The sequence below is a fragment of the Polynucleobacter hirudinilacicola genome (genome assembly GCF_002192535.1).
GTDB lineage: Bacteria > Pseudomonadota > Gammaproteobacteria > Burkholderiales > Burkholderiaceae > Polynucleobacter > Polynucleobacter hirudinilacicola.
This window is the reverse complement of record NZ_NAIA01000003.1, coordinates 50,000-63,999: the sequence shown is the minus strand read 5'-3', so window position 1 is coordinate 63,999 and position 14,000 is coordinate 50,000. Positions and strand designations below refer to the sequence as shown.

General features: G+C 46.7%; 11 protein-coding genes and 1 pseudogene. 10 read left to right on the top strand and 2 right to left on the bottom strand.

Annotated elements, in window-relative coordinates:
• Positions 1-4 precede the first annotated feature (4 nt).
• A complete protein-coding gene (gene ubiG, locus B6A14_RS04460) occupies positions 5-694 on the bottom strand; it encodes a bifunctional 2-polyprenyl-6-hydroxyphenol methylase/3-demethylubiquinol 3-O-methyltransferase UbiG (protein ID WP_087909269.1) in 690 nt (229 codons plus the stop codon).
• A 97-nt stretch (positions 695-791) separates the two neighbouring features.
• Positions 792-1,373: an outer membrane protein OmpA gene (gene ompA, locus B6A14_RS04455; RefSeq protein WP_087909268.1), complete on the bottom strand. Its 582-nt coding sequence runs from the start codon at positions 1,371-1,373 to the stop codon at positions 792-794.
• A 158-nt stretch (positions 1,374-1,531) separates the two neighbouring features.
• Between ompA and gyrA the strand changes: the two genes are divergently transcribed.
• From gyrA to lapB, 10 genes and pseudogenes are all read left to right on the top strand, one after another.
• Positions 1,532-4,240 (top strand): DNA gyrase subunit A, encoded by a 2,709-nt coding sequence (gyrA, locus tag B6A14_RS04450; protein ID WP_087909267.1) that lies wholly within the window; start codon positions 1,532-1,534, stop codon positions 4,238-4,240.
• 27 nt (positions 4,241-4,267) lie between these two features.
• A complete protein-coding gene (gene serC, locus B6A14_RS04445; RefSeq protein WP_087909266.1) occupies positions 4,268-5,365 on the top strand; it encodes a 3-phosphoserine/phosphohydroxythreonine transaminase in 1,098 nt (365 codons plus the stop codon).
• Complete coding sequence (pheA, locus tag B6A14_RS04440; RefSeq protein ID WP_087909265.1) at positions 5,365-6,444, top strand: prephenate dehydratase; 1,080 nt, start codon at positions 5,365-5,367, stop codon at positions 6,442-6,444. Before serC ends, pheA begins: the two co-directional genes overlap by 1 nt.
• 38 nt (positions 6,445-6,482) lie before the next feature.
• On the top strand, positions 6,483-7,601 hold the full coding sequence (gene hisC / locus B6A14_RS04435; protein WP_087909264.1) for a histidinol-phosphate transaminase: 1,119 nt from the start codon (positions 6,483-6,485) through the stop codon (positions 7,599-7,601).
• Between the two features lie 13 nt (positions 7,602-7,614).
• On the top strand, positions 7,615-8,496 hold the full coding sequence (locus B6A14_RS04430) for a prephenate dehydrogenase (RefSeq protein WP_087909263.1): 882 nt from the start codon (positions 7,615-7,617) through the stop codon (positions 8,494-8,496).
• Positions 8,497-8,504: 8 nt separating this feature from the next.
• Positions 8,505-9,821: a 3-phosphoshikimate 1-carboxyvinyltransferase gene (gene aroA, locus B6A14_RS04425; protein WP_407947073.1), complete on the top strand. Its 1,317-nt coding sequence runs from the start codon at positions 8,505-8,507 to the stop codon at positions 9,819-9,821.
• Between the two features lie 4 nt (positions 9,822-9,825).
• Positions 9,826-10,488: a (d)CMP kinase gene (gene cmk / locus B6A14_RS04420; RefSeq protein WP_087909261.1), complete on the top strand. Its 663-nt coding sequence runs from the start codon at positions 9,826-9,828 to the stop codon at positions 10,486-10,488.
• A 137-nt stretch (positions 10,489-10,625) separates the two neighbouring features.
• Positions 10,626-12,299: a 30S ribosomal protein S1 gene (rpsA, locus tag B6A14_RS04415; RefSeq protein ID WP_087909260.1), complete on the top strand. Its 1,674-nt coding sequence runs from the start codon at positions 10,626-10,628 to the stop codon at positions 12,297-12,299.
• Between the two features lie 51 nt (positions 12,300-12,350).
• Positions 12,351-12,689, top strand: a pseudogene (locus B6A14_RS04410) (integration host factor subunit beta); the annotation flags it as partial.
• Between the two features lie 66 nt (positions 12,690-12,755).
• Complete coding sequence (lapB, locus tag B6A14_RS04405; RefSeq protein WP_087909258.1) at positions 12,756-13,967, top strand: lipopolysaccharide assembly protein LapB; 1,212 nt, start codon at positions 12,756-12,758, stop codon at positions 13,965-13,967.
• Positions 13,968-14,000 lie beyond the last annotated feature (33 nt).

Genomic DNA, 14,000 nt, shown 5'->3' with positions numbered 1-14,000 from the left:
GGGGTCACTTCCGAACGGCAATCATGTAATTGACGGTGACATCATCACTCAAGCTATAAACCTGAGTTAGAGGGTTGTAACTAAGACCTTTGATACCGATCATCTCTAGACCTGCATTGCGGGTGAAGGCAACCAGTTCAGATGGCTTAATGAATTTGGCGTATTCGTGAGTACCCTTGGGGAGTAGTTTGAGAATATATTCGGCCCCAATAATGGCAAATAAGTAGGACTTCGGATTGCGATTTAGGGTGCTGAAAAAAAGCGTGCCGCCGGGTTTACAAAGCTTAGCGCAGGCACGAACTACAGAGGCGGGATCTGGAACATGCTCAAGCATCTCCATGCAAGTGACTACATCGTATTGTTCTGGCTGTTCATCAGCCAATGCTTCTGCTGAGATAGAGCGGTAGGTGAGTTTTGCGCCGACTTCGAGTGCATGCAACTCAGCAACCTTGAGCGCCTTTTCAGAAAGATCGATGCCAGTGGTATCAGCACCGGATTGAGAAATAGATTCAGCTAAGATGCCACCGCCACAACCAATATCCACAACTTTTTTACCCTCTAGATTCACGAAAGATTTAATCCAATCGAGACGCAATGGATTGATAGCGTGAAGTGGCTTGAATTCACTATTCGGATCCCACCAACGATGGGCTAGAGCACTAAATTTAGCAATTTCAGATTGATCGACGTTCATGGCAGCTTGGCTTTGTATAGGGCTATTGAAGGATTCTATGAATATAGCGGAAATAAAAAAGCCCGCAAGAAGCGGGCTTTTTTACAAGTAAAGTGAATTACTTAGCAGCTGTACCAACAACTTCGATGTCGGTGCGGCGGTTCTTAGCGCGGCCTTCAGCAGTTGCATTGCTTGCAACTGGATTGCTCTTGCCTTTTGATTCTGTGTAGATGCGGCTACCGTCAACACCCTTGCTTACCAAGTATGCTTTAACGGATTGCGCACGACGCTGACCGAGGGCCATGTTGTATGCATCTGAACCAACGCTGTCAGTGTTACCAACAGCGATGATTACTTCTAATTTGATCTTGCTCAAATCTCTAGCGATCTTATCCAATGTAGCTTGACCTTCTGGCTTCAATGTAGCTTTGTCGAAGTCATAGAGTGTGTCAGCTTGCAAAGTGATTTTGCTTTGGCTAACGCCAGAAGCTGCTCTAGGAGCCGCTGGTGTCAAAGCACCATCACAACCTTTAGCTGCAGTTGCAGGAGTCCAGCTAGCATCACGCCAGCACAATGTGCCGTCACCGTTTTTCCAAGCTGTACCAGTCGCGTTGACCCAGTTGTCAACGTTTTGAGCAGAAGCAGCAGTAGCAGCAACAGAAATTACACCAGCAAGTACCAGTTTTAGGGTTTTGTTCATTTTTAGTCCTCAAATCTCTTTTTTAATTAAAGTCAAACTTAAATGTAATTCGCCCTACTTTGAAGCAAAAGACCGCAAAGCGACACATCTCAATTTCGTACAAACTGACAGAATCTTAGCATAGGGGCTACCTGTCATCAAAATGATATTATTTATAGATGGAACAAGCCGCTAAAGAAACACTACCAATATCCCTCGAAGACGAAATGCGGCGGTCCTATTTGGACTACGCTATGAGCGTCATCGTCGGCAGAGCCCTGCCAGACGTACGTGACGGCCTCAAACCGGTTCACCGCCGGGTCTTATTCGCAATGTATGAATTAAACAACGATTGGAACCGAGCTTACAAAAAATCTGCCCGTATAGTTGGCGATGTAATCGGTAAATACCATCCGCACGGTGATTCTGCGGTGTATGACACTATCGTTCGTATGGCCCAGGATTTCTCCCTGCGCTATATGCTGGTTGACGGCCAGGGCAACTTTGGCTCTGTAGACGGTGATAACGCTGCTGCAATGCGGTATACGGAGATCCGCCTGCGCAAGATCGCCCATGAGCTTTTGGCCGATTTGGATAAGGAAACCGTCGATTTTGGGCCAAATTACGATGGTAGCGAGAAAGAACCCCTGATTCTTCCTGCAAAAGTGCCTAATTTGCTGATTAATGGCAGCTCAGGCATTGCTGTGGGAATGGCGACCAATATTCCTCCTCATAACTTGGATGAGGTGGTTACAGCCTGTCTGCATGTCCTGCATAACCCAGAATGCTCGATTGACGAGCTGATTGAGATCATTCCAGCCCCAGATTTCCCGACCGCCGGCATTATTTATGGTGTTCAGGGTGTTCGCGAGGGCTATCGCACTGGTCGCGGTCGCGTGGTGATGCGCGCCAAGACCCACTTTGAAGATATCGACAAGGGTGCGCGTCAAGCGATCATCGTTGATGAGTTGCCATATCAAGTAAACAAGAAGAACTTGCTCGAGCGCATTGCTGAATTGGTCAATGAGAAGAAAGTTGAAGGTATTTCTGATTTGCGTGATGAATCAGATAAATCCGGTATGCGTGTTGTGATTGAACTCAAGCGCGGCGAAGTGCCTGAGGTTGTTCTCAATAATTTATACAAGAGCACTCAGCTACAAGATAACTTCGGTATGAACATGGTGGCATTGGTGGATAACCAACCACGCTTGCTCAACTTGAAGCAAATGCTCGAGTACTTCTTGCAGCATCGCCGTGAAGTAGTTACACGTCGCACCATTTTCGAATTGCGTAAAGCGCGCGAGCGTGGCCACGTCTTAGAAGGTTTGGCTGTTGCACTCGCAAACATTGATGAGTTCATTGCAATTATTAAAGCTGCTGCAAATCCTGTGATTGCGAAGCAAGAGTTGATGGGCAAGGCTTGGGATTCTTCAATGGTGCGTGAGATGCTGGCACGCGCTGAGACAGATACGCCAGGTGGCCGTAACGCTTATCGCCCTGAAGGTTTGTTGCCTGAGTACGGCATGCAGACTACTGGCTTGTATCGCCTCTCTGATAGTCAAGCGCAAGAAATTTTGCAAATGCGTTTGCAACGTTTGACAGGTCTTGAGCAAGATAAGATTGTTAACGAATACAAAGAAGTGATGGCAGAAATTTCTGACTTGTTAGATTTATTAGCAAAGCCAGAGCGCGTTACTTCTGTCATTGAGAGTGAGCTCAAAGAAGTTCAAGCTGAGTTTGGTAAAGCTGGCGGTGATAGCGGTCGTCGCTCATTCATTGAAATGAATGCTACTGAACTCTTCACAGAAGATTTAATCACGCCGCAAGATATGGTGGTAACACTCTCACATACTGGTTATATGAAGAGTCAGCCGCTCAGCGAATACCGAGCGCAAAAACGCGGTGGTCGTGGCAAGCAAGCTGCTGCTACTAAGGATGAAGATTGGATTGATACTTTATTCGTAGCAAATACACACGATACGATTCTGTGCTTCTCTGACCGTGGCCGAATGTACTGGCTCAAAGTGTGGGAGGTGCCGCAAGGTAGTCGTACTTCACGTGGCAAGCCAATCGTCAATATGTTCCCGTTGATCGAAGGCGAAAAGATCACTGTGATTCTCCCAATCAAGGGATATCAAGATGATCACTACGTCTTTATGGCAACCAGCTTAGGCACTGTGAAGAAGACCCGTTTATCTGACTTCTCTAACCCTCGTAAGGCCGGCATTATTGCTGTCGACTTGAATGAGAATGACTTCTTAGTTGGCGCAGCGATTACTGATGGCCAGCACGATGTGATGTTGTTCTCTGATGCAGGTAAAGCAGTGCGCTTTGATGAAAATGATGTTCGTCCAATGGGAAGAACTGCACGCGGTGTACGCGGCATGAATCTGGGTGATGGCCATCAGGTGATTGCGATGTTGGTTGCTCCAGCAGAGGCTGCTGAAGGCGCTGAAGCCGCAGTAGTTGACGCTAATGGCATTGCAATTCCAAGTAGTGTCTTAACCGCAACTGAAAATGGTTACGGTAAGCGCACACCAATTGCTGAGTACACCCGCCATGGTCGTGGTACCAAAGGAATGATTGCGATTCAGACCTCTGAGCGCAACGGTAAAGTGGTTGCTGCTGCATTGGTATCTCCAGAAGATCAAATTATGTTGATCACTACTGGCGGTGTCTTAGTGCGTACACGTGTTTCTGAAATTCGTGAGATGGGTCGTGCGACTCAAGGTGTTACTTTGATCAACGTTGATGAAGGTACTCGCTTATCTGGCTTGCAACGCATTGCTGAAAGTGATTCAGATGATGAGGGTGATGAGGTAGAAGAGGGTGATATCTCTGCTGATCCAGCAACTGATTCCACTTCTGATGCGGCAGGTGATGCGTAAAGCGTCACCACTAGACTAGCTAAGACTATGAGCTTCGACCACCGCATCTTCAATTTCGCTGCGGGGCCTGCTACTTTGCCTGAAGAGGTATTAAAGCAGGCGGCCGATGAAATGCTGAATTGGCGAGGTCTTGGCACAAGCGTGATGGAGATTAGCCATCGCAGCAAAGAGTTCATGGAAGTGTATGAAGAGGTAGTGCAGGATCTGCGCACCTTGATGAATATTCCAAGCAACTATGAAGTATTGCTCTTGCAAGGCGGTGGCCTGGGGCAGAATGCAGCGATTCCAATGAATCTGATGCCTATGGCTAAGAATGGTCCTAAGGCGGATTACGTTGTTACTGGCGTATGGTCAGAAAAATCATATAAAGAAGCGCAAAAGTACGGCATAGCGAATTTAGCCGCAACTTCTGTTGCAGAAAAGTTCAACACCATTCCGCCAAGAAATACTTGGAAGTTGTCGAATGATGCGGCTTATGTTCTTTACTGTGCGAATGAGACTATTGGCGGCGTTGAGTTTCCAGATGTACCTGATGTTGGTGCAACCACCTTGGTAGCAGACATTTCTAGCAACATCCTTTCTAAGGAAATGGATGTCACTCAATGTGGTGTCTGGTTCGGCGGTGCTCAGAAAAATATTGGCCCCTCCGGCGTGACGATTGTGATCGTCCGCAAAGACTTGATAGGTCACTCCATGGGGATCACCCCCTTGATTTGGGATTGGGCTGTCCAGGCTGGTACTCAATCGATGATCAATACGCCACCAACTTTCTCGATTTACATGGCTGGCCTCGGATTTAAGTGGCTTCTTAAGCAGGGCGGTGTTAAGGTTATTGAAAAGCGCAACCAAGAAAAATCTGACTTGCTCTATCAGTTCTTAGATCAAAGTAGCCTGTATGAGAATCGTGTTGAAAAGCAATATCGCTCTCGTATGAATGTCACTTTTTTCTTAAAAGATGAGTCTTTGAATGCGGAGTTCTTGGCGCAATCAAACGCTGCTGGTTTGGTTGCATTGCGCGGCCATAAAGCAGCGGGTGGCATGCGCGCAAGTATTTACAATGCGATGCCCATAGAAGGTGTTAAAGCATTAATTGAATTTATGCATGATTTTGAAAGGCGGGCTTAATGAGTACTGAAGAACAGCGCCTAGCTCCCCTGCGAGAAAAAATCGATGCATTAGATGCAGAGATTTTAAATTTGTTGACGCAGCGTGCTAAAGCAGCGCAAGAGGTTGGTCATGTCAAAGGTGGTTTCTCATCGCCAGTGTTTCGTCCTGAGCGCGAGCGCCAGGTTGTTGCTCGTCTTCAAGAAATCAATACTGGACCTTTATTGGCCGATGGGATTGCAGCTATTTGGCGTGAAGTCATGTCTGCCTGCAGAGCTTTAGAGGCTCGTCAAACGATTGCTTATCTTGGGCCAGCAGGCACCTTCTCTGAGCAGGCCGCCCAAACCTATTTTGGTCATTCGATTGTTGGCTTGCCCTGCGCAAGTCTGGATGAGGTCTTTAAGTCAGTTGAGAAGGGCGCTGCGCAATTTGGTGTTGTACCCGTTGAGAACTCTAGTGAAGGTGCTATTTCACGGACATTGGATTTGTTATTAGATTCTTCAATGCGCATTAGCGGCGAAGTAGTGCTGCCGATTCGTCATCACCTCTTGACCAAAACTGGAAATCTAGATGGTGTGACAACAGTGTGTGCGCATGCACAAGCATTAGCTCAGTGCCAACAATGGTTAAGTGTGCATGCTCCGCATTTAAAGCGCCAGGCTGTCAGTAGTAATGCTGAGGCGGCACGCTTAGCTGCCAGTGATCCAACTTTGGTTGCAATTGCTGGTGATCCTGCACAAGAGGCTTATGGATTACAAGCAGTTGCTGCGCAGATTCAGGATGATCCGCATAACCGTACTCGCTTCGTCGTCGTTGGTGCTTATGAATGCCAGCCAACCGGTAAAGATCAGACATCCTTAGTTCTCTCGGTTGACAATCAGCCAGGCGCAGTTCATCGCTTACTTGCTCCTCTAGCAAAGCATGGTGTCTCGATGAACCGTTTCGAGTCTCGCCCTGCGCGCAAAGGTACTTGGGAATATCACTTCTACATTGATATCGCTGGCCATGCAGATGATGCCAAAGTGGTGAAGGCTCTGGAGGAATTAAAAGAAACTGCAGCGTTCTATAAGAACCTGGGGTCTTATCCGCACTCCGCTTAAGTAATTTTGAAAATTAGTAAATACATTAATAAAGCCAAATGACATCTAAGATTGGTCTTAAACACATTCATGCTATTGCACCTTATGTTGGTGGGCGCCCCATTAGTGAGGTGGCTCGTGAGTATGGTTTGGACGAAAAAAAGATTGTGAAATTGGCTTCCAATGAAAATCCATTGGGTATGCCAAAGTCGGCGAAAGATGCGATGCTCAAGGCGGCAGGTGACTTAGGTCGTTATCCAGACTCGAACGGTTTTGAGCTTAAGAATGTTCTTGCTGCCTCCTTGGGTGTGCCAACCGATTGGATTACGCTCGGCAATGGCAGTAATGACATTCTGGAACTAGCGGCACGTGCTGTTGCACAAGCGGGCGACGAAGTATTCTTTTCTAAACATGCATTTGCTGTTTATCCTCTGGCAACCCAGGCGATAGGTGCTAAAGCAGTTGAAGTTGCTGCTACTGAAAGTTATGGCCATGATTTGCCGGCGATGTTAACGGCGATTAAAGCGGCTGGAGATAAAGCAAAATTAGCATTCATTGCTAATCCTAATAATCCCACCGGCAGTTATCTCAGTGCAAAAGAGATTGAAGATTTTCTGACGGCTGCGCCCTCACATGTCGTCATTGTCTTGGATGAAGCTTATAACGAATATCTGACACCAGAGCAGCGTTATGACGCGCTTGCTTGGGTAGGGCGCTTCCCTAATATGATCTTGTCACGTAGCTTCTCCAAAGCCTATGGCCTTGCTGGTCTGCGGATTGGATATGGTGTTGCCCAGCCTCATTTAACGGATTTACTCAATCGCATTCGCCAACCGTTTAATGTCAATAGTCTTGCCCAGGCTGCAGCCATTGCAGCATTTCAGGACAAAGCATTTTTGCAAGAAGGTTTTGAATTAAATCGTGCCGGTTATCTGCAGCTTACTAAAGCATTTGAGCAATTAAATCTCGTTTACCTACCATCTGCTGGAAACTTTGTTCTAGTTAAAGTGGGTGATGATGATCAGGCGGGTGCGCGTATTAATTTGGAATTGCTCAAGCGCGGCATTATTGTTCGACCAGTTGGTAATTATGGTCTACCGCAATGGTTACGTATTTCGATTGGCTTACCCCAAGAGAATGCAGCATTCATTGAGGCGTTAAAAGCCATCCTGGCTTAAAGAGATATCGATTATGACCATCATTAATCCCGCTAGTAATTACGGCACAGTCACCATTGTTGGTGTTGGCTTGATTGGCGCATCCTTAGGTTTAGCTCTCAAGAAAGCGGGAGTGGTAACTAAGGTCTTAGGGGTTGGTCGTAGCAAGGCAAATTTAGATCAAGCGCAAAAGATGGGTGCGATTGATGGTGTAGTAGATTTAGTTGAAGCAGCAAAACAATCTGATGTGATTGTGCTTTGCGTGCCAGTTGCACAAATGCGAGCTGCCTTTGAAGTGATGGAGCCGCATCTTGAACCTCGCACCATGATTACTGATGCTGGCAGCATTAAGGGTGATGTTATCTTGGCGGCTAAAGAAGTATTAGGCAAGAAGGCTTGTCAGTTTGTGCCAGCCCACCCGATTGCCGGTGGTGCGCAGCATGGAGCTAGCGCTGCAAAGGTAGATTTATTTCAGGGCAAGCAAACGATTGTTTGTCCTTTGCAAGAGAATTCTCCTGAAGACACGACCTTGATCGTTGGTTTCTGGGGGTCAGTGGGTTCAGTGGTGAAAAAAATTGGCAGCGTACAGCACGATGCTATCTATGCAGCTGTATCCCATCTTCCACACTTGCTTTCTTATGCCTTAATGGCCAGCGTAGTCAACTCAGAAGATGCTGATCAAAAGTTAGATCATGTCGGTGCAGGCTTTAAAGACTTCACTCGGATTGCTGCCTCTAGCCCAGAAATGTGGCGTGATATTTGTTTGGGCAATCGAACTGCCATTCTGAAAGAGTTAGATCAATATGTATTGATCGTGAATCATCTACGTACATTGGTTGCCGAGAATGATGGTGCGGGTCTAGAAAAGCTATTCAACAAGGCAAGTAAAGCACGACAAAACTTGGATGAGGCTTGATGAGTCATTTGCCTAGTATTCAGATCGGTCCATTCACGCGAGCTCAGGGCTCGATTGTTTTGCCTGGTTCCAAAAGTATTTCGAACCGCGCACTTTTACTTGCTGCGCTTTCAACAGGCACCACCACGTTAAAGAATTTACTGGATGCCGATGACACACAGGTCATGCGTAATGCTTTGCGTCAACTAGGCCTAACCGTCATTGATCAAGCTGACAAGGTTTGCGTGGTCCAGGGTTGTGGCGGCAAGTTTCCCATCCAGGAGGGCGATCTCTTTTTGGGTAATGCAGGCACTGCAATGCGTCCGTTAACTGCTGCTTTAGCAATGCAGGGTGGTAACTATCGCCTATCTGGTGTGGCTCGTATGCATGAAAGACCGATTCGGGATTTGGTTGATGGACTCCGTCAAGTGGGTGCGAAGATTGAATACGAATTAGCAGAAGGTTATCCGCCAATTCAAATCTTAGCGGCAGATATTCAGATTAAGGATGTCGTTAAAGTACGTGGTGATGTATCGAGCCAATTCTTGACGGCATTGCTCATGGCTTTGCCCTTAGTAGCAAAGGATCCTGTCCGCATTGAAGTTATTGGTGAGCTCATTTCACGTCCTTATATTGATATCACCCTGAAATTAATGGCGCGCTTTGGTGTAACAGTTGCTTGCCCTGATGCGCAGTCATTTGTGATTCCAGCAAAAACGTCGGATGCTGTTTATAAGAGTCCTGGTCAGTTATCGGTTGAGGGTGACGCTTCATCTGCCTCCTACTTCTTAGCGTTAGGTGCTATTGGTGCTGGTCCTGTAAGAGTGCTCGGCGTCGGTAATGACAGTATTCAGGGTGATGTGGCATTTGCTGATGCGCTTGCATTGATGGGGGCCAATATTTCTGCTGGTGAGGATTGGATTGAGGTGTCTGGTGTAAAAAATGCCAATGGCAAACTTAAGGGGATCACAATAGACTGCACAGAAATTCCAGATGCAGCGATGACTCTCGCTATTGCAGCCCTATTTGCCGAAGGTGCTACACGTTTAAATAATATTGCGAGTTGGCGCGTGAAAGAAACGGATCGTATCGCCGCCATGGCAGCGGAATTAAGAAAAGTTGGTGCGGTTGTTGAAGAGGGTGCCGACTATATTGTTGTGAATGCCCCATCGCAAGGCAATTGGAAATCACCCAACGAAGGTATTGGTACTTATGATGACCATCGCATGGCGATGTGTTTCTCGCTTGCAGCTTTTGGTCCGCATGCTTTGATAATCAACGATCCCAATTGCGTAGCCAAAACCTTCCCGACTTACTTTGCAGAATTTACAAAGGTAGTGAGCTGATTTCATGAGTGCTTACCCAGTCATTGCAATCGATGGACCGACTGCATCAGGCAAGGGCACGGTTGCTTCATTGGTGGCAGAAAAGCTGGGGTTTCATTATCTGGATAGCGGCGCTCTTTATCGGCTGGTTGCTTTGGCCAGCGAAAAACAGGGAATCGATGTTAAAAATGGCCCAGAATTAGGTCTTTTAGTCCCTAAGTTATTGATTTCATTCAAAAATAGCAATATTTTCTTGGACGGCGAGGATGTTGCAGACTCCATCCGCACTGAAAGCATTGGCTTGAGAGCCTCCGCTGTCGCGGTTCATCCTGAGGTTCGCTCAGCTTTAGTGGGTCTACAGCGTAGTTTTCGGCAGTCTCCAGGCTTGGTAGCGGATGGCAGGGATATGGCCAGCGTTATATTCCCAGATGCAGTTTTGAAGGTTTTCTTGACTGCAACAGCAGCTGCCAGGGCCGAACGACGCTATAAGCAATTGATAGCTAAGGGAATTTCTGCTAAACTTTCCGACTTACTGCAAGATTTGCAGGAGCGCGATGCCCGAGATAGTAGTAGAGGTACCGCACCCTTGCTGGTTGCTGATGGTGCAAAAGTGCTTGAAACATCAGATTTATCGATAGATCAAGCAGTTAAGACAGTTTTGGATTGGTATCAATCTGCGATTGTTTAGTTTTATCAGTAGTAAAAGCAGTGAGTTGTTTTTGGTGTCTTAAGAAGCTCCACAACGCGATTATTTCATTAGCGTGTTTCTTTAAGGCTTTTTTAACCTAACCCGTCGGGCCTTCTGACGGCACAAAGTGAATACACATGTCTGAATCATTTGCAGAATTATTTGAAGAATCATTAACCCGATCGAATATGAAGACCGGCCAAGTTATTTCGGCTGAAGTTCTTCGTATCGACCATAACTTCGTCGTTGTTAACGCTGGCTTAAAGTCTGAAGCGTTTATTCCTGTTGAAGAATTCCATAACGACGCTGGCGAGATTGAAGTAGCTCCTGGCGATTTCGTTTCTGTTGCTATCGATGCCCTTGAAAACGGCTATGGCGACACCATCCTCTCCCGTGACAAAGCAAAGCGCTTGGCATCATGGATGAATTTGGAAAAAGCTCTTGAGCAAGCTGAGATCGTTACCGGTACCGTTACTGGTAAGGTCAAAGGCGGCTTGACTGTGATGGTGAACGGTATCCGCGCATTCTTGCCTGGATCACTCGTTGATACACGTCCAATCAAAGACACCAGCCCTTACGAAGGTAAGACGATGGAGTTCAAGGTTATCAAGCTTGATCGTAAGCGTAACAACGTAGTGTTGTCACGTCGTGCGGTTGTTGAAGCTAGCCAAGGTGAAGAGCGTGCTAAGTTGATGTCTAACCTTAAAGAAGGCGCAGTTGTTACTGGTCTCGTTAAGAACATCACTGATTACGGCGCATTCGTTGACCTCGGTGGTATCGATGGCCTCTTGCACATTACCGATTTGGCATGGCGTCGCGTACGTCACCCAAGCGAGATGTTGACTGTTGGTCAAGAAGTTACCGCGAAGATTTTGAAGTTCGATCAAGAGAAGAACCGTGTTTCACTCGGTGTGAAGCAACTTGGTGATGATCCATGGGTTGGTATCGCTCGTCGTTACCCACCGAACACCCGTTTATTCGGCAAAGTAACGAACTTGACTGATTACGGCGCATTCGTAGAAATCGAATCTGGTATCGAAGGTTTGGTACACGTTTCTGAAATGGATTGGACCAACAAGAACGTTGCTCCAAGTAAAGCTACTGCATTAGGAACCGAAGTTGAAGTAATGGTTCTGGATATTGATGAAGATAAGCGCCGTATTAGCTTGGGCATTAAGCAGTGCAAAGCAAATCCATGGGAAGAGTTCTCACGTGCTCAACAAAAAGGCGACAAGCTTACTGGCGCAATCAAGTCAATTACCGACTTTGGTGTGTTCATTGGCTTGCCTGGCGGCATCGACGGTTTAGTTCATCTTTCTGATATCTCTTGGAATGAACCAGGCGAAGAAGCTGTTAAGAAATACAAAAAAGGTGATGAAGTTGAAGCTACTGTATTGGCAATTGATGTTGAGAAAGAGCGTATCTCTCTCGGTATCAAACAATTGTCTGGTGACCCATTCAATAACTACACATCCGTAAGCGATAAGGGTAGCCTTGTTACTGGTACTGTGAAGGCTGTTGATGCTAAGGGTGCAACTATTCACTTGGCTGATGAAGTTGAAGCTTATTTGCGCGCTTCTGAGATCTCAACCGATCGCGTTGAAGATGCACGCAATGTACTGAAAGAAGGCGATAGCGTTACTGCAATGATCATTAATATTGATCGTAAGTCACGCGTAATCAATCTTTCAATCAAAGCAAAAGACAGTTCTGATCAACAAGATGCAATGAGCAAGCTCCAAGGTGATGCGCAATCTGGCACAACCAATTTGGGCGCTTTGTTAAAAGCAAAAATGGACAATCAGGGTTAAAGCAATATCGCCGCTTTCCATTAGGAGGGCGGCGATCTTTTTTGATAGATCATGACAGATCAAGAGCAACAAGCCATTACTCGCTCCGAACTAGTGGAGAGCCTCGCGGAACAATTTCCGCAGCTTCTGCCTAGAGATGTGGAGTTGGCAGTAAAAACTTTGCTGGACACCATGACTCATGCTTTGGCTGAGGGCAAGCGTATTGAGTTGCGCGGCGTTGGAAGTTTTGTACTTCATCATCGTCCTGCGCGCACTGGTCGTAACCCCAAGTCTGGCGATAAGGTCTTGATTCCAGAAAAACGCGTTCCGCATTTCAAGCCTGGCAAAGAGTTGCGCGAGCGAGTGGACTATAAGCCACTGAAACAGGCGGGCCCTAAAGAGGGTTCTGGTGCCTAACATTCAGGCTCATCCTCAGTGGTCCATACGGGCCATTTTTTTATTTAATTTCTGTACGCCATGATTCAGATAGCGACATCTTGGCTATTGCTGCTACCGGTTATGTTCGGTATTGGGTGGTTAGCATCACGCTGGGATTTGCGTCTTGAGAATCGCATGGATGAACGCGAGCGCATGCGTCAGCAGCGCTCAACCTTTAAAGGTTTGAGCCTGCTTTTAAATGAGCAGCCAGATCAAGCGATTGAAACCTTAGTCAAAATTGCGCAATTAGATCCTGAAACGGTTGAGCTACATTTTTCATTAGGTAATTTATTCCGTCGCCGCGGTGAAACTGAGCGAGCCATTAAAGTGCACCAGCATCTTGCTAATCGCGATGACTTAAAGCCGCGTGATCGTGATCATGCTGCCTACGAATTGGGCCGTGATTTTTTGCGGGCCGGTCTACTAGATCGTGCTGAAGCTTCGTTAAATCGTGTGGGTGAAGGTAAGTTTGCAGTTCCAGCAAAAGAAAGTTTGCTTGAAATGTATCAAGTTGAGCGTGATTGGAAAAAGGCCATCATTGCTGCCCATGAGCTAGAGACGCTGCAAGGCAAATCCCATCAAACCGAGATTGCCCAGTTTCATTGTGAATTAGGTCAAGAGGCCTTACGTCGCAAAGATCTGCAGGAAGCAGAGCAGTCAATACAAAGAGCTTTGCAAGCAGTTCCGAATCATGCTCGTGCATTGATTTTGCAAGGTGATTACTTGATGGCCATGGAGCGCCCAGGACAAGCAATTGATGTTTGGGGTTTGGTGGCTTTATCTCACCCAGCTTATATGCATTTATTGGCAGATCGCTGGATGATTGCTCATACTGCTATTAATCAGGTTGATGCAGGTTTGGATCTTCTGTGTGATTTATTAAAGACCCAGGCTTCTGGTGAGTTATTGGATCTGGTCCATAAGCAGCTCATGAAAATTCGGGGGCCTCAAGCGGCAAATATTATGCTTGCCGATGTCATGCAGCATTCACCTAGTTTGAGTGCTTTATCTAAGCTTGCTGAAACGCGCCTTGCACTAGAAGAGGGTAGCGCTAATCCGGAGAGAGTCTTAGAGTTGCAATCAATTCTGAACCTCTTGCGTCAACGTACTACGAGTTTGGCTAGATATACTTGTGGCAATTGTGGTTTTAGGGCGCGGAGATTTTATTGGCAGTGTCCTGGTTGTAATCATTGGGAGGCATACTCCCCAAGACGTTCTGAAGGAGCCGCACCAAGTGGCCCCTCAATGTGACATCTTGAATAGATTAGAAATAAATTAGGAGCT